Below are 16533 nucleotides of genomic sequence, written 5' to 3'. Positions count from 1 at the left end.
CGCCGACGTCGGCGGTCAGCAGGGTGTCCTCGATCTCCTCCCAGGTGTCCTCGTCGAGGTGCTCGCGGGACAGCAGGGTGAGCAGGCCCTTGCCCAGGGCGTTCTGCGACCGGGAGAGACGGGCGCGCAGCCGGATCAGGCGGCCGGCGGTGGGCTCCGGGACCTCGATCTCGGGTACCGGAAGCTCTTCGACGACGGGCGGCTCCTCCACGGCGACGGGAGGTGCGCCGCCGTCCGGAAGATCCACCTCCTCGATCGTCCGCCGCGGCTCCTCGCGCGGCGTCTCGGCCTCCTCGCCGACGTGCGGCTCGGCCGGAGGGGCGGTGATGTCGGGCGGGCTGGGCGGTGGCGGGGGCAGCGGCTTCCTCCGCCGGCTGCCGACGACGAGCCCGCCGAGCGCGCCGAGCACCACCACGGCGATGACTACAGCAAGGATGATGGTTTCCATAACGCGTCCAGTATCAGTCATGGGTCCGGTGGGAGGGGGTTTGTGTCTTCCGCCAAGAGACAAACGCCACTTAAAGCCATGAGTCGGATCAAAGTACGATGGTGCGGGTCGCGTCCGCACACGTAGAGTCCCGAGGTCACCGTCCCCACGCGAGGGGTCCTCGACTCCCCCACCGACGGCACCTCAAGCCCCCCACGAACGAGGCACGGACCACTTCTTCATGAGCAAGACCGCCGAGACCGAAGGCGCACTGGAAACCCGCGGCATCGAACAGGTGCCGGACCATGAACGCACCGCCCGGACCCGCGAGCTGTTTCCCACCTGGGTCGGCGCCAACATCAGCGTGCTGTTGCTCACGATGGGCGCGAGCCTGGTCGTGGCGTACCACCTCAACCTCTGGCAGGCGCTCGTCGTCGCCGTGGCCGCGCCCGTCGTGTCGTACGGCCTGGTCGGGCTGATCGGCATCGCGGGCAAGCGCGGCGGGGCGCCCGGCATGGCGCTGTCCCGCGCGGTCTTCGGACAGCGCGGCAACCTGCTGCCCGGTTCGCTGATCTGGGTCGCCCGCTGGGGCTGGGAGACGATCAACGCGGTGACCGGCGCCTACGCCGTGCTCACCATCCTGGACATCGTGTTCGGCCTGAAGGCGAACAGCGTGCTGGACATGGTGACGCTGCTGGCGTTCGTGGTCGCGACCTTCGCGATCTCCGGGCTCGGCATCAACGCCGTGCAGAAGTGCAACAAGTACGCGACCTACCTCTTCGGCCTCTTCTCGGTGCTGGTCCTGGTCTATCTGGTCGTGGACACCGACTGGTCGAAGGTGTTCGCGCACTCCGCCGGTTCGACGGCCGCGGTGATCACCGGTATCGGCATGATCGCGGCGGGTGGTGTCAGCTGGATCCCGAGCGCGCCGGACTTCACCCGCTACCTGCCGCGCACGGCCTCCTCCAAGGCGATCGTGGGCACGTCCGTCGGCGGCGCCGGCATCGTCGTCCTGCCCATGGTGCTCATGGGCGCGGTGATGGCGGTCTCCACGCCGGACCTGGCCTCGGCCGCCGACCCGGTCTCCTTCCTCGGCGAGATCCTGCCGACCTGGATCGCGGTGCCGTACCTGCTGATCGCGCTGATCGGCATGCTGCTGATCAACTCGATGTCGATGTACTCGGCGGGCTTCACCGCGCAGACCCTCGGTTTCAAGGTGCCGCGTCACTGGGCGGTCTCGGTCAACGCCGTGATCTCGCTGGCCTTCGGCGGTGTGCTGATGCTGGCGGCGACCAGCTTCATGGGCTCCTTCATCGCCTTCCTGTCGCTGCTCGCGGTCGCCTTCTCCGCCTGGGTCGGCGTCTTCGGCGCGGACATGCTGCGGCGCACGCAGTACGACGGGGCGGCCATGGCCGACACCACGCGCACCAGCGCCTACTGGTACCGGGGCGGCTTCTCCCCGGCCGCGGTGGCCGCCTGGGCCGTCGGTCTCGGGGCCGGCCTGCTGTTCACCACGTCCGACTGGTTCACCGGCCCGCTCGCCCACAACAACGTCATCGGCGAGTACGGCCTCGGCTGGGTCGCCACCATCGTGGTCTCCGGCGGGCTGTACCTGGTGCTGCCCAAGCCGGCGGTGGCGGCGCCGGCCTCGGGTGCCGAGGAGCCCGTCGAGCAGCCGGCGCCGGTGGCCGTCTGACGCTCTCCGGCCGCCGTCCACGGCCGCGGTCCCCCTTCAGCGCCTTCCGCAGGAGGGGGACTTTGCCTTGCTCGGGAGGGCGACGTGGGACGTCGTTGTGCGCAGGGGGACGTGGCCCTGCGTACCGCGCCCGCCGGCCCGGCCGGCAACCCCGGCCGGTCGATAATCCTTGGCCCCTCCGGGCGACCGGTGCTCCACTGGGCCCATGACCCTGTCGGTGGATGTGTTCGTCCGTGCCCCGGACGGCGAGATGCGCGTGCTCGACGTGCCCGAGGGATGCAACGACTCGGCCGGGCCGGAGTCGTGGCGTACGGCGGTGTGGGGTTCGGACGCCGTGCGCTCGCTGGGGGCCCGTTTCCTGCCCCGGGTGCGGGAGGAGTGGCTGCAGGTGGAGACCGGGGAGCTGGCGGAGTTCCTGGGCGAGGTCGCGCTCCTGCGTGCCCATCTGGACGTGGTCGCCCTCGCCACCGAGGGGCCCCGGACGGTCGAGGAGCGCAGGGCCCGGCTCGCGGACCGGCTGGACAACCTGGAGGCTGCCGCGCTGCGCGCGCGGGAGACCGGCGGTGGCGTCATCGTCTGGTGACCCGGGCCGGCGAAGACCGCCGCCCCCCGGTCCGGGCAGTGGCCGGGCCGGGGGGCGGCGGAGGGTACGAGGAGAGGGGCAGCGGGGACTTGGCCCGTCTCCTCGGGACCGTGCGGGCAGTTACCCGGGTTACCCCATCTCCTCCAGCGCCTTGCCCTTCGTCTCCTTGACGAACTTCAGGACGAACGGGATGGAGAGCGCGGCGAAGACCGTGTAGATCACGTAGGTGCCGGAGAGGTTCCAGTCGGCCAGCGACGGGAAGCTCGCGGTGATGGCCCAGTTGGCGATCCACTGCGCGGAGGCGGCGACGCCCAGGGCCGCGGCGCGGAGCTTGTTCGGGAACATCTCGCCGAGGAAGACCCACACGACCACGCCCCAGGACAGGGCGAAGAAGAGGACGAAGACGTGGGCGGCGATCAGCGCGACCCAGCCCTGGGTGCTCGGCAGCTTGCCGTCGACCAGGTGGTAGGAGAACGCCCAGGCCTCCAGGGCGAGGCCGACGACCATGCCGACCGAGCCGATGAGGGCGAGCGGCTTTCGGCCCACGCGGTCCACGAAGATCATCGCGATCACGGTGCCGACGATGTTGATGATCGAGGTCGTGAACGAGTAGAAGAACGACTGGCTCGGGTCGACACCGACGGACTGCCACAGCGTCGAGGAGTAGTAGAACGCGACGTTGATGCCGACGAACTGCTGGAAGACCGACAGACCGATGCCGACCCAGACGATCGGCTTGAAGAAGAAGCCGCCGCCGAGCAGGTCCTTGAAGGTGGACTTGTGCTCGCCCTTCATGGCGGTCTCGATCTCGGCCACGCGGGCGTCGAGGTTAGTGTCGGCGCCCTCGACCTCGGCGAGGATCTCGCGAGCCCGAGCACGGCGGCCGACGGAGAGCAGGAAGCGCGGGGACTCGGGGATCGCGAAGGAGAGCAGTCCGTACAGCACGGCGGGGACGACCATCACGCCGAGCATGACCTGCCAGGCCTCCAGGCCCATGAGCTTGCCCCGCTGGTCGCCGCCGGCGGCGTTCAGCAGACCCCAGTTGACCAGCTGCGAGACGGCGATGCCGACGACGATCGCGGCCTGCTGGAAGGAACCGAGACGGCCGCGGTAGGCGGGCGGGGCCACCTCGGCGATGTAGGCGGGGCCGATGACCGAGGCCATGCCGATGGCGAAGCCGCCGATGATGCGCCAGAAGGCGAGGTCCCACAGGGCGAACGGAAGCGCGGAGCCGACGGCGCTGATGGTGAACAGGACCGCGGCGATCTGCATGCAGCGGATGCGGCCGATGCGGTCGGCTATCCGGCCGGCGGTCGCGGCGCCGATGGCGCAGCCGATCAGGGCGATGGCGATGACCTGGGCCAGCGCGGCGGAGCCGACGTCGTAGCGGTGCCGGATGGCCTCGACGGCGCCGTTGATCACGGAGCTGTCGTAGCCGAAGAGGAAGCCGCCCATGGCGGCCGCTGCGGCGATGAAGATGACGTGCCCGAGGTGATCGGGATGAGCCGTACCGGCTCGTGGGGTGGGCGCGTGCGCTGTGCTGGTCACGTGTACTCCTCGGGCACACCGGCATCGTCGCCGGGTGGGGGTCGGCCCTATCAGGTCGCGGAACCTGAAGGTAAAAGCATCGTTGCAGAGACTATGCCTTCAAGTTTCGAAGTCAATAGTCGCCGACTGTGACTTTGTATTGCCTGGACGGCAAGCATGTGTTCAAGTGTTGTAGCCAAGGATCGGCCCTGGACAGGGTCGGTCAGGCGCCCGCGGATCAGCGCAGGCGCTGGCTGATGACCTTCGACACACCGTCGCCCTGCATGGAGACGCCGTACAGCGCGTCGGCCACCTCCATGGTGCGCTTCTGGTGCGTGATCACGATGAGCTGCGAGGCCTCCTGCAACTCCTGCATGATCCGGATCAGCCGCTGGAGGTTGGTGTCGTCGAGGGCCGCCTCGACCTCGTCCATCACGTAGAACGGACTCGGCCGGGCCTTGAAGATCGACACGAGCAGCGCGACGGCGGTCAGGGACCGCTCGCCGCCGGAGAGCAGGGACAGTCGCTTGACCTTCTTGCCCGGTGGGCGCGCCTCCACGTCGACGCCCGTGCTGAGCATGTTCTCCGGGTCGGTCAGCACCAGGCGCCCCTCGCCGCCCGGGAACAGCCGGCCGAAGACGCCCTCGAACTCGCGTGCGGTGTCCCGGTAGGCCTCGGTGAAGACCTGCTCGACGCGCTCGTCGACCTCCTTGACGACCTGCAGCAGGTCGGCGCGGGTCTTCTTCAGGTCCGCCAGCTGCTCGCTGAGGAACTGGTGACGCTCCTCCAGCGCCGCGAACTCCTCCAGGGCCAGCGGGTTGACCTTGCCGAGCTGCTGGTAGGCCCGCTCGGCGGCCTTGAGCCGCTTCTCCTGCTCGGCGCGCACGTACGGCCGGGGCTGGTTCCGGGGGTGGTCGGGGTCCTCCGGCAGCTGCTCGCCCTCGGCGGGGGGCGAGGGCGGCACGGGCTGGTGCGGCCCGTACTCCGCCACCAGCCCCGCCGGCTCGACACCTAGTTCCTCCAGCGCCTTGGTCTCCAGCTGCTCTATCCGCAGCCGTTTCTCGGCGCCGAGTACCTCGCCCCGGTGGACCGAATCCGTCAACTTGTCGAGCTCGGTCTTCAGCTCGCGCCCTTCGGTGCGGGCGGCGGCCAGCTCCTGCTCCCGGCGGGCCTTGGCGGCCTCGGCGGCCGTACGTTCCCGCTCGGCGCGGACCAGGGAGACCTCGATGTGCGCCAGCAGCTGCCGCGCTCCGGAGGCGACGGCCTGGGCGACGGACGCCTCGTGGCGCAGCCGGGCCCGCCGCTGCTCGGCACGCGCGCGTGCCTCGCGTTCGGCACGGGCGGCCCGGTCCAGTGAGTCGGCGCGGCCGGCCAGCCCCTTGACCCGCTCCTCGTGCGTACGGACCTGGAGGCGGGCCTCCATCTCGGTCTGACGGGCGTTGGCGCCGTCGGCGGCGAGCCGGTCCCGTACGGAGGTGTCGGGCTCCTCCTCGATCGGCATCTCCTCGGCGACGGCGAGCCGTTCGGCGAGTTCCTCGACCTCCGCGAGGGCCGTGTCCAGGGCGTCCTGGGCACGGGCCGCGGCGGCCGTGGACCGCTCGGCCTCCCCGGCGGCGCCGCGCGCCTGCCCCGCGAGCCGCCCGAGCTGCTGCGCGACCGCCGACTTCTCCCGGTCGGCGGCCCGTCTCCGCTCCCCCAGCTCCTCGACGAGCGCGGCGCACTCCTTGCGGCGCTCGCCGGCCCGCTGCTGGGCCTCGGTCAGCTCCTCGCAGCGCACGGCGAGCTCCGTCAGCTCCGCGGCGGCCTCGTCCACGGAGGCCTGCACCTCCAGCAGGCTCGGCGCGCCGGCCGACCCGCCCTGCGCGAAGTGCGCTCCGAGCAGATCGCCCTCGGCGGTGACGGCGGTCAGGTGCGGGTGGGCGCAGACGAGGTCCTCGGCGTCCTCCAGGGTGCCCACCACGACGATGCCGCGCAGCAGCCGCCGTACGGCGGGCATCAGTTCGGCGGGACCGCTGACCAGGTCGGCCGCGAGAGGCTGCCCGGCGGGGTGCGGCAGTGACGGTGCGTCGTCCTCGGTCGCGCCGCTGAGCAGCAGGGCCGCGCGGCCCGCGTCCTGTTTGCGCAGCAGGCGGATGGCGTCGGCCGCGGCAGACGGCGAGGTGACCGCCAGGGCGTCCGCCGCGGTGCCGAAGGCCGTGGCCAGGGCGGTCTCGTGGCCGGGGGCGACGGTCAGGAGCTCGGCCGCCGGGCCCAGCAGGCCGGTGAGCCGGTCCTTGGCGTCGAGGAGTGCGCCCGTGCCGTCCTTGCGGCGCAGGCCCAGGGCCAGGGCGTCGTGCCGGGCCTGGGTGGCCGCCCGTTTGCGTTCGGTCGCGGTGGCGGCCTCGCGGGCGGCGGTGAGGGCGGCTTCCGCCTCGGCCAGCTCCGCCTTCGCCGCCTCGTGCCGTTCGGCGAGTTCGTGGTCGCCCGCGTCCAGGCCGTCGACCTCGGCTCTCAGGGCCTCGTACTCCTCCTGCGCGGAGGCGGCCCGTTCCTTGGCCTCGTCCCTGGCGGCGGCCAGGCGGTCGATCTCGGCCTGCGCGGACGCGGCGCGTGAGCGGGCGGCGTTCACCTGGCCGCTGAGCCGGGCCAAGCCCTCGCGGCGGTCGGCGATGGCGCGGGCGAGGTCCTTCAAGCGGCGTTCCTCGACGGCGAGTTCGCGTTCCAGGTCGGCGCGGTGGGCCACGGTGTCGTCGAGCGCCCGCTGGGCCGCTTCCAGGGCCGCCTCCAGCTCGGCCTCCTGCTCGCGGATGCGGGCCGCCTCGTGCTCCAGGTCCTCGGGGTCGCGTCCGCGTCGCTCCTCGGGGGGTGCGGAGGTCGCGCTCTTCACCCGGGCGTCGGCGAGCGAGATGGTGCCGCGGACCCGTTCGGCCAGCTGGGACAGCTCGTACCAGGTCTGCTGGGTGTGCTGGAGGCGCGGGGTGAGCCGGCGTACCTCGTCCTCCAGGAGTGCCTCGCGCTGGAGGGCCTTCTTCAACTCACGCTCGGCGGCTTCCTTGCGCTCCTTCAGGGCCGCCTCGTCCGCGATCTCGGTCTGCAGGGCCTGGCGGAGCCGTACGAGGTCGTCGGCCAGGAGGCGCAGGCGGGCGTCGCGCAGGTCCGCCTGGATGACCGCCGCCCGCCGGGCGACGGCCGCCTGCCGGCCGAGCGGCTTGAGCTGGCGGCGCAGTTCCTCGGTGAGGTCCTGGACGCGGGCGAGGTTGGCCTGCATCGCGTCCAGCTTCCTGAGCGCCTTCTCCTTGCGCTTGCGGTGCTTGAGGACGCCGGCGGCCTCCTCGATGAAGGCGCGGCGGCCCATGGGGTCGGCGTGCAGGACGGAGTCGAGCTGGCCCTGGCCGACGATGACGTGCATCTCGCGGCCGATGCCGGAGTCGGACAGCAGTTCCTGGATGTCGAGCAGTCGGCAGGTGTCGCCGTTGATCTGGTACTCGCTGCCGCCGTTGCGGAACATGATCCGCGTGATCGTGACCTCGGCGTACTCGATGGGCAGGGCGCCGTCGGAGTTGTCGATGGTCAGGGACACCTCGGCGCGGCCGAGAGGCGGACGGCCGGTGGTGCCGGCGAAGATGACGTCCTCCATCTTGCCGCCGCGCAGCGACTTGGCGCCCTGCTCGCCCATGACCCAGCTGAGCGCGTCCACGACGTTGGACTTGCCCGAGCCGTTCGGGCCGACGACGCACGTGATCCCCGGTTCGAACCGGAGCGTGGTCGCCGAGGCGAACGACTTGAACCCGCGGAGGGTCAGGGCCTTGAGGTGCACGCCGTCGGACTCTACCGGTCGCCGTTACCCCACTCCACGAACCCTGGCAACCGCTGCGGTTTCACTGGTGAATATGCAGGGCACACCAGATGTTGAAGAACCTGAAACGGTGCGCGGAGGCAAGAAAGGCCCGGGGGAAGACGGGGGCAAAGAAAGAAGGGACGCCGAAGCGTCCCTTGCAACTCTGACAACTGAGCGGTTGATACGGGCAACCCAACCACTGTGTCGTTGTGCGATGCAGTGATCAGGTGAGCGCAGGCTCCGCCTGGTGTGCGTCGACGCGCTCCATGATCCTGTCGTGAGACGCGGCAGCCGCCAGCGCGTCGTTCTCCGCCTGGATCCGTACGAGTTCTGATTCCAGGTCCTGGACGCGCTGCTGGAGCCGTCGCATCTCGGCGAGGAGTCGAGGGTCGGAGCCACCGACGTAACCGAGAAGCGCCTTTGCCATGATGGATGGTCCTCCACACTGAGTGACCGACCGAAGCGGTGTGGGTCGTGAGGGATTCGCACCCGCGGTGCTTGGCACTGTTGAGTTGTGCTGCCGTTCATCCATGCCAAACAGCTAAGGTGCGCGGGCTTTCAGCGTCTCACCAAAAAGTTTGACGGTCAACACGATCACGCCCCGTATCGATGGGCGTCCCGGGGGCGCGCCACCGGAAAACAAGGCGCTGCGGCTCCTGCGGGCCCCTCGGGGCGTGGCGATCATCCTGCCGTGCGGAACGTGCGAGGACAAGCCGTTCTCGGCAATCACCTGCTTCTTTTCCCCTCGCGCAGGTGCCCGGGGCAGATTTCGCCGCCTTCGTCCGGCGCCGCGCCGCCCTCGGCTCAGCGGGTCGCGAAGCCGTCGTAGCCCCCACGCGGTGTGTCCCAGATCTCGGTCACACCCTCCACGCGCCCGGGCGTGTCGCCGCCCTGGAGCCAGTCGAGGAGCTTCTGACACGCCTCCCGGGTGCCCTCGGCGACGACCTGTACACGGCCGTCGTCCAGATTGAGAGCAAAACCGCTCAGGCCGCCGATCTCCAGGGCTCTTGCCCGGGTGAACCAGCGGAAACCGACACCCTGGACGCGTCCGCGGACCCAGGCGACCAGCCGAACATCCTCGCTCATGACTGCAACCTAACCGGGCAATGTCTCTCGGGTCACTTCCGCCCCAGGCGTGATGCGGTACCGTCCCGACCCAATGAATCTCATATGAAACTCACTCGATCGAGTGAGTTTGGTTGACCGCGACGGCTCAGGGCGCGCGTCGGCCGCAGGGGACGAGGAAGGCCAGCACATGGGACGCCACCGACGCTCGGATGCCGGCCGCGCCGCCACGGACCGTGCCACGGGGGGCGCGGACGCGCACGGCTCGTACGGGAGGGGCCGGGGCACACGGCACTCGCCCGCGGACGACCGCCGCCTGGGCATCGCCCCCTACCTGAACCCGGAGCTGTACGCGGACGGCTACCCGAAGGCACAGCGGTACCTGTTCGCGACGGACGACGACCGCCTCGGCGCGTCCGGCACCGTCGCCTTCCCGCCCGAGGGGTACACGGCGTCGGGCCGGCCGGCCGGCGAGCGTGGCCGTCGCCGGCGGAAGAAGGCGGCGACCCCGGTCCGCACGGGACTGCTCGGGGTGTCGGCCGCGGTCGCCATCGGCACGGTCGCGGTCGCCACCGGGGCGGTCCCCGGACTGCAGAACTACAGGCTGGGCGGCGGGAGCGGCGGCGGAGCCGACAAGGTGCAGGCCGCCGGCTCGCCGACCAACAGCGCGAGTGAGCAGGGGGGCACGTCCGGCAGCGTGCAGCCGGGTGACAGGTCGGGCGGCTCCGGCACGAGCCGCGGCGCGGACCGGACGACGTCGCCGGCGCGGTCCGCCGCGCCGTCCGCCTCCGCCTCGCCGTCGGCGAATCCGACGAAACCGGCCACGAAGTCGCCCGGGAGCCCCGCCTCGACGAAGCCGACGACCGCGCCGTCCGAAAACGCCGGACCCAAGGGCCCGAAGACCGATCCCGGCCACCGGGGCACTCCGTCCCACAAGGCCGCCCCGGGCTCGCAGAAGACCCGGATGCCGGCCTCGGCGCAGGCCGCCGCCGAGGCGGAGGTGCTGAGTCTGGTCAACCAGGAGCGGGCGAAGGTGGGCTGCAGCCCGGTGACGGCGAACACCGCGCTGACCTCACTGGCCGAGAACTTGAGCAAGGCCATGGCCGACGAGGACTTCTTCGACCACACCGATCCCAGCGGCGCCTCCCCGTGGGACCGGGCGGCCCGGCTCGGCATCACCAGCCTCGGCGGGGAGAACATAGCCCGCGGCCAGGCCGACGCGGCGGCCGTCATGGACGCCTGGATGAACAGCCCCGGCCACCGGGCCAACATCCTGAACTGCGACTTCAACACCCTGGGCGTGGGCGTGCACTTCGGGCCGGGCGGCCCTTGGTGGACACAGGACTTCGGCTACTGAGACAGCCGCAGGTCAGAGCGCTGAGCCCCCTCCTGGGCCGTGCCCGGGCCGTCAACCGCGGGCTCCACGTCCGCGAGGACGCGCTCCACGGCGGCCCGGGTCCGGCTCGCGCTCGACGGCATCGGGTGCGTGTACGTCCGCAGCGTGGAGCCGGAGTCATGGGGGCCAGGTACTCGCTGAGAGCCTGGATGCTCTCCCTTCGCCCCTACGCCGGCCCGCGGATCGGGCAGGCGTGCGGACCTGCCCGTCGGACCGGCCCTCGGCTCTCACCCGGCGCCTGACATGATCCGCGGTATGACGACGGATGGGGCTGCCGAAGCGCTTGATCGGCACGTGCGCCAGTTCTTCGCCGGCCACTCGGTCGGGACGGCGGATTACGACCTGGGCGACGGGCGCCGCGGTATGGCCCGTGACCTGCGGATCCTTGAGGTGGGCCCTGGGCCGCGCGGCAACTTGTGGACCTACGTCACGATTGGATGCTGGGCGCGGGCCCGACACCAGGGACACGGCCTGGAGTTCGTCATGACGGCGCCGGTCAGCGATCCGCGGTTCGCGGACGTGCTCGCGATGACGGCCTTCTACCACTGCGGGCCGGAGCCTCACCTTCTGGATCTGGGCCACAGCCTGCCGATGGGGGAACCCTGGACGCCCGGATCGACCTGCGAGTATCTGCTTGTCAGCCTGCCCTACCTGCACGGGCCCGCTCTTGAACGGTGTGCCCTGCCGGACGGGCACGCCCGCTTGCTCTGGCTGCTACCGGTGACCGCATCCGAGATCGCGTTCCGCAGAAGGCACGGAACCGAGGCCCTGGAGCAACTCTTGGACGAAGCCGAGATCGACCCCGTTGATCCGCGCAGGCCCGCAGTCGTCTAGAGCAAGGGAAAGCGGGCCGTCTCGGGGCCCTCGAAGCGCGCTCGACGACCAGCGGTGACAGCCACCGACAGCTGAGCCGCAGGTCGCAGCGTTGATCGATAACACGGCCGCAGGCCGGAGAACCGGCCTGTCACTTCTTCGCTACCGAGTCGGTCCCGCGTCGAAGGAGCGGAGGCCTCCTTGCCCGGGTCCGGCCCCTTCGGACGGACCGTGGCCCGGGGTCCCGCCGGCCGGCCGCTTGTATTGCAGACGGGCGGGGCCCGGCGTTGGAATCAAATGTGAGGCTTTTCGGCAGTGCCGTGTCCACCGACCGCCACGCCCCCCGCACGGGGGCCGGTCGGAAGGGGCTCAAGAACGACGCCCTGGGCATGTTCTCCTCGGTCGTCATGGGCCTGGCCTCCACCGGGCCGGCGTACAGCCTCGCCGCCACGCTGGGCATCATCGTGGTCGGGGTCGGGTTGCAGGCCCCGATCGTCACCATGCTGGCCTTCGTCCCGATGCTGCTGGTCGCGTGCGCCTTCCGGGAGCTCAACGCGACCAACGCCGACTGCGGGACCACCTTCACCTGGGCCACCCGCGCCTTCGGACCACGGGCGGGCTGGATGGGCGGCTGGGGCCTCATCGTCGCCAACATCATCGTCATGGTGAACCTCGGTGACATCGCGGCCGCCTACGGCTTCCGGCTGGTGGGGCTGGACCACCTGGCGGACAGCCGGCTGTGGACCACCGTGGTGGCCATCGTCTGGATCGCCGTACTGACCGCCGTCTGCTACGTCGGCATCGAGTTCTCGGCGGCCGTCCAGCGCGTGCTGCTGTGCCTTGAAGCGGCGATGCTGCTGATGTTCGCCGTCGCCGCGCTGGTCAGGGTCTACACCAGCCCTCCCCCGACGGCGATCCACGTCTCCGCCTCCTGGTTCAACCCCTTCGCAGTGTCCTCGGCGACGGCCCTGACCTCGGGCATCCTCGCTGGGGTCTTCATCTACTGGGGCTGGGACACCGCGTTCTCGGTCAACGAGGAGACACGCGACAGCACGCGCGTCCCCGGGCGTGCCGCGGTGGTGTCGACCGTGCTCCTTCTGGTCATGTACGGCCTGGTGTCCACCTCGGCGCAGGCGTTCGCGGGAGTCGGCACCTCGGGCATCGGGCTGGGCAACACGCGGAACTCCGGCGATGTGCTCTCCGGACTGGGTGAGGCCGTGTTCGGGAGCGACGGCACGGGGGTGCTCCTGTCGAGACTGCTGATCCTGATGGTGCTGACCTCCGCGTTGGCCGCCGTCCAGACCACCATCCTGCCGCTGGCCAGGACCGTGTTGTCCATGGCGGTCCACAAGGCGCTCCCGTCCCGGTTCGCCCGGGTCCACCGCAGGTTCCTCACCCCGACCTGGGCGACCGTCGGCATGGGGGCGGCCTCGATCGCCCTGCTGATCCTGCTGACGTCCTTCAGCCAGAACGTCCTGGCCGACTCGGTCGACTCGGTCGGTCTCGCGGTCGCCTTCCAGTACGGGCTGACCGGCTTCTCCTGCCTCTGGTACCACCGCAAGGTCCTCACCCGCAGCGCCAGGGACCTGGTCCTCAAGGGAGTGCTGCCGGCGCTGGGCGGGCTGATCATGCTCCTGCTCTTCCTCTACGCCACCTTCTTCGTCTACGCGAACCCCAGGTACGGCACGACCTCCGTCGACCTGCCGTTGATCGGTCCGACGGGCGGCGTCACCGTCCTGGGCGTGGGCGCCCTGCTGATCGGCCTCGTGCTGCTGCCGGTGGTCACCCATGGGCACGCCACCGCCCTCAAACTCCAGCGGAGCCTGCTTCCGAGGAATCTCCCGCCGCAGACCGCGTGCGATTCGGCGAGCCGCTACCTGCCTGCCGACAGCGGGTCCGGGGTGGGCGGTGACTGGTTCGACGTCATTCCGCTGTCGGGCACCCGGGTCGGCCTGGTCGTCGGGGACGTGCGCGGCCACGGCCTGCGCGCCGCGGCCACCATGGGGCGTCTGCGCACGGGCCTGCGGGTCCTGGCCCGGCTGGACCTGGCCCCGGACGAGGTCCTCACCCGCCTGGACGACCTGACCGAACAGACCGCGTGCGAGCGCGGCGCCGTCCACACCCTCGGCCCCACGAGGCCGCACGCGGACGAGGCCATGGAGGTGACCTGCCTGTACGCGGTGTACGACCCGGTCTCCGGGCGGTGCAGTCTGGCGCGGGCCGGCACGATCCTTCCGGTGGTCGTGGCTCCGGACACCGGCGCCGCGGACTGCCCGGAGCTGCCGCCCGGTCCGCCGCTGGGAGTCGGCGGTCTGCCGTACCAGAGCGTGGAGGTGCAGCTCGCGCCGGGCAGTCTGATCGCCCTCTTCACGGACGGCCTCCTCCAGGCGGCCGAGGGCCACGAGGCGGGGCTCCGCCTGCTCGCCCACGTCCTCGCCGACCACGGGCTGCCCGTGAAGAACCTGTGCGACCAGGCGGTGGCCACCATGCTGCCCGGGCCGGTGGACGACGACGCGACGCTGCTCCTGACCCGCACCCGCATGCTCGACCGCAGCAGGCTCGCCCAGTGGGAGCTGACCGCGGATCCCGCGGCGGTCGCCTCCGTGCGCACCGGCAGCGGCAAGAAACTGGACGACTGGGGACTGGACGACCTGGCGTTCACCACCGAACTCATCGTCAGCGAGCTCGTCACCAACGCCATCCGCTATGTCGGCGGGCCGATCCAGGTGCGTCTGATCCGCGACCGGACCCTGATCTGCGAGGTCTCCGACACCGGGCACACCACGCCCAACCTGCGCCACGCGGCCAGCGAGGACGAGGGAGGCCGAGGCCTGTTCATCATCGCCCAGATGACCCACCGCTGGGGGACGCGCTACACACCCACCGGCAAGATCATCTGGGCCGAGCAGACCCTGCCGCCGCCGGACGACCGGAAGCTCCCCCAACCAGGCCACTAACCGGTGGTTAGCGCAACCTCGCGGTGGGTGCTGTGGCCGCGTAGGCTTCGTTCATGAGCAGCACGCAGGAGCGCACCGAGGCGCAGGACCTCCCGTACGACGTGTTCGCCAAGGCCTGCCCCTCGCGCGGCACGCTGGAGCACGTCACGGGACGCTGGGGCGCGCTCACCGTCGGCGCCCTCCACCGGGGCTCCCTCCGCTTCAACGAGCTGCGCCGCCGCGTGGACGGTGTGAGCGAGAAGATGCTGTCCCAGACCCTCCAGGCACTGGAGCGGGACGGCCTGGTGCACCGCGAGGCCCAGCCGACCAACCCGCCCCGGGTGGACTACGAACTGACCCCTCTCGGCCACGAGGTCGCCGCGCGCCTGCTGGCCCTCATCCACTGTGTGGAGGGCAGGATGGACGAGGTGCTGGCGGCGCGTGAGCGCTACGACGAGACGCGCGGCGCCCGCTGACACTTCGGGCAGAAGTAGCTGGAGCGGTTCATCCAGGGACGCCGGCGCATCGGAGTCGCGCAGCGGCGGCAGGGCAGGCCCTCCCGGCCGTAGGCGTCGAGGGAGCGGTCGAAGTAGCCGGACTCGCCGTTGACGTTGACATAGAGGCTGTCGAAGCTGGTGCCGCCGACGGCGAGGGCCGCGTTCATCACGTCCCTGATGTGGGTGAGGAGCTCCGCCGTGCGCGGGCGGGTGAGGGTGGCGGTGGGGCGTTCGTAGTGCAGGCGCGCCCGCCACAGGGCCTCGTCGGCGTAGATGTTGCCGACGCCGCTGATCAGCGACTGATCGAGCAGGGCGCGCTTGATGGTGGTGCGCTTGCGGCGCAGCGCCCGGTGGAAGGCCTCGTCGTCGAACAGCGGATCGAGGGGGTCGCGGGCGATGTGCGCGATGACGTCGGGCAGTCCGTCGGGGGTGAGGTCGTGCAGCGACAGGCCGCCGAAGGTGCGCTGGTCGACGAAGCGGAGTTCGCTGCCCAGGCCGTCGGCGAAGCGGACACGGATGCGCAGATGCTTCTCGGCGGGCGCCTCCTGCGGCTGGACCAGCAGCTGGCCACTCATGCCGAGGTGGGCCAGGATCGCCTGCGGGGTGTCCTCCAGGGGCAGCCACAGGTACTTGCCGCGGCGGCTGGGGGTGCCGAGGTGGTGGCCCTTCAGGCCGTGCGCGAAGTCGTCCGCGCCGGCCAGGTGGCGCCGTACCGCGCGCGGGTGCAGCACTTCGACGTCAGCGACGGCGCGATGGGCGACCCACCGCTCCAGGCCGCGCCGTACGACCTCGACCTCGGGCAACTCGGGCATGACTCCCCCGTACTCGCAAATTCGCGTGCGCGGCGAGCGCCCGCCCCGGGCGGGGACGGGCGCTCGGGTCGCGCTGTGGGGCGGTGCCGGGCCCCGGGGGGACACCGGCACAGCAGGTCAGGCGGAGGTGGACGCCTCGCCGGCGTTCTCCGCGGACTCGGCGGCCTCGGCCGCCTTGGCGCGCTCGTCCGCCGCGGCCCGGATGGACCGCCACGCGGACTCGGCGGCCTGCTGCTCCGCCTCCTTCTTGCTGCGGCCGGTGCCGGTGCCGTACGAGACGCCTCCGACGCGGGCGGCAGCAGTGAAGGTCTTCTCGTGGTCGGGGCCGGTCTCCGTGACCAGGTACTCGGGGACACCGAGCCCCTCGATCGCGGTGAGCTCCTGGAGGGACGTCTTCCAGTCCAGGCCGGCTCCGAGGTTGGAGGACTTCTCGATCAGCGGGTCGAAGAGCCGGTGCACCAGCTCGGACGCCGCGTCGAGTCCCTGGTCGAGATAGACCGCGCCGATCACCGCTTCCAGGGTGTCGGCGAGGATGGACGCCTTGTCCCGGCCGCCCGTTCCCTCTTCACCGCGGCCGAGCCGGATGAAGGAGCCCAGGTCGAGTCCGCGGCCCACTTCCGCCAGCGCACGCGAGTTGACCACCGCGGCCCGCAGCTTGGCCAGCTGGCCCTCGGGCAGGTCGGGGTGGGTGCGGTACAGCGTGTCCGTGACGACGAGACCGAGGACGGAGTCACCGAGGAACTCCAGCCGCTCGTTCGTCGGCAGGCCGCCGTTCTCGTACGCGTAGGAACGGTGGGTCAGCGCACGCACCAGAAGGGCGGACTCGAGCTTGTACCCGAGCCGCCCTTCCAGAAGCGTGTGGGACGAGGCCGTGCTGTCCGACGGAACACTCCCGCGTCGGCGGGGAGTATTGGCTTCGGCGCCTTCCGCCTTCTTGGCAGTGGACACGGTGCCTCTCACCAGC

The 16533-nt window shown here is 71.1% G+C and carries 13 protein-coding genes; 6 read left to right on the top strand and 7 right to left on the bottom strand.

Annotated features, from left to right (window positions below; genetic code table 11):
• The coding region (locus BZY54_RS33890) for a signal recognition particle receptor subunit alpha (protein ID WP_208640857.1) at nucleotides 1-448 on the bottom strand (448 nt) is incomplete at its 3' end.
• A 220-nt stretch (nucleotides 449-668) separates the two neighbouring features.
• Here BZY54_RS33890 and BZY54_RS33885 point away from each other — a divergent pair.
• Nucleotides 669-2123 carry a cytosine permease gene (locus BZY54_RS33885; protein WP_086729153.1) on the top strand — a complete coding sequence of 485 codons (1455 nt, stop codon included), beginning with the start codon at nucleotides 669-671 and terminating at the stop codon, nucleotides 2121-2123.
• 205 nt (nucleotides 2124-2328) lie between these two features.
• Nucleotides 2329-2706, top strand: coding sequence for a hypothetical protein (locus tag BZY54_RS33880; protein ID WP_244217476.1), 378 nt, complete (start codon nucleotides 2329-2331; stop codon nucleotides 2704-2706).
• A 129-nt stretch (nucleotides 2707-2835) separates the two neighbouring features.
• Here BZY54_RS33880 and BZY54_RS33875 read toward each other — a convergent pair whose 3' ends face one another.
• The 4 genes from BZY54_RS33875 to BZY54_RS33860 all read right to left on the bottom strand — a co-directional run bounded on the left by BZY54_RS33875 (nucleotide 2836) and on the right by BZY54_RS33860 (nucleotide 9136).
• Nucleotides 2836-4254, bottom strand: coding sequence for a sugar porter family MFS transporter (locus tag BZY54_RS33875; RefSeq protein WP_086729151.1), 1419 nt, complete (start codon nucleotides 4252-4254; stop codon nucleotides 2836-2838).
• A gap of 217 nt (nucleotides 4255-4471) precedes the next feature.
• Complete coding sequence (gene smc, locus BZY54_RS33870; protein ID WP_086729150.1) at nucleotides 4472-8029, bottom strand: chromosome segregation protein SMC; 3558 nt, start codon at nucleotides 8027-8029, stop codon at nucleotides 4472-4474.
• Between the two features lie 244 nt (nucleotides 8030-8273).
• The gene (locus BZY54_RS33865; protein ID WP_018567931.1) at nucleotides 8274-8477 is read right to left on the bottom strand and encodes a hypothetical protein; all 204 of its coding nucleotides are present in this window, start codon (nucleotides 8475-8477) and stop codon (nucleotides 8274-8276) included.
• A gap of 377 nt (nucleotides 8478-8854) precedes the next feature.
• Nucleotides 8855-9136 (bottom strand): acylphosphatase, encoded by a 282-nt coding sequence (locus tag BZY54_RS33860; RefSeq protein WP_086729149.1) that lies wholly within the window; start codon nucleotides 9134-9136, stop codon nucleotides 8855-8857.
• 169 nt (nucleotides 9137-9305) lie between these two features.
• Between BZY54_RS33860 and BZY54_RS33855 the strand changes: the two genes are divergently transcribed.
• The 4 genes from BZY54_RS33855 (at nucleotide 9306) to BZY54_RS33835 (ending at nucleotide 14736) form a co-directional block, all read left to right on the top strand.
• Nucleotides 9306-10472, top strand: a complete 1167-nt coding sequence (locus BZY54_RS33855; protein WP_086729148.1) for a CAP domain-containing protein — start codon at nucleotides 9306-9308, stop codon at nucleotides 10470-10472.
• A 294-nt stretch (nucleotides 10473-10766) separates the two neighbouring features.
• On the top strand, nucleotides 10767-11345 hold the full coding sequence (locus tag BZY54_RS33845; protein WP_244217475.1) for a suppressor of fused domain protein: 579 nt from the start codon (nucleotides 10767-10769) through the stop codon (nucleotides 11343-11345).
• 299 nt (nucleotides 11346-11644) lie between these two features.
• Complete coding sequence (locus BZY54_RS53845) at nucleotides 11645-14281, top strand: SpoIIE family protein phosphatase (RefSeq protein WP_244217474.1); 2637 nt, start codon at nucleotides 11645-11647, stop codon at nucleotides 14279-14281.
• Nucleotides 14282-14334: 53 nt separating this feature from the next.
• Complete coding sequence (locus BZY54_RS33835) at nucleotides 14335-14736, top strand: winged helix-turn-helix transcriptional regulator (protein ID WP_086729146.1); 402 nt, start codon at nucleotides 14335-14337, stop codon at nucleotides 14734-14736.
• On the opposite strand, the gene mutM is transcribed toward BZY54_RS33835, so the two are convergent.
• Nucleotides 14709-15569: a bifunctional DNA-formamidopyrimidine glycosylase/DNA-(apurinic or apyrimidinic site) lyase gene (gene mutM, locus BZY54_RS33830; RefSeq protein ID WP_086729145.1), complete on the bottom strand. Its 861-nt coding sequence runs from the start codon at nucleotides 15567-15569 to the stop codon at nucleotides 14709-14711. The genes BZY54_RS33835 and mutM overlap by 28 nt on opposite strands.
• 117 nt (nucleotides 15570-15686) lie before the next feature.
• Nucleotides 15687-16529, bottom strand: a complete 843-nt coding sequence (gene rnc, locus BZY54_RS33825; protein WP_208640856.1) for a ribonuclease III — start codon at nucleotides 16527-16529, stop codon at nucleotides 15687-15689.
• Nucleotides 16530-16533 lie beyond the last annotated feature (4 nt).

Source organism: Streptomyces carpinensis, assembly GCF_002154505.1.
Taxonomy (GTDB): Bacteria; Actinomycetota; Actinomycetes; order Streptomycetales; family Streptomycetaceae; genus Streptomyces; species Streptomyces carpinensis.
The sequence above is the reverse complement of the archived record's forward strand: the minus strand, read 5'-3'. Positions and strand labels throughout refer to the sequence as shown.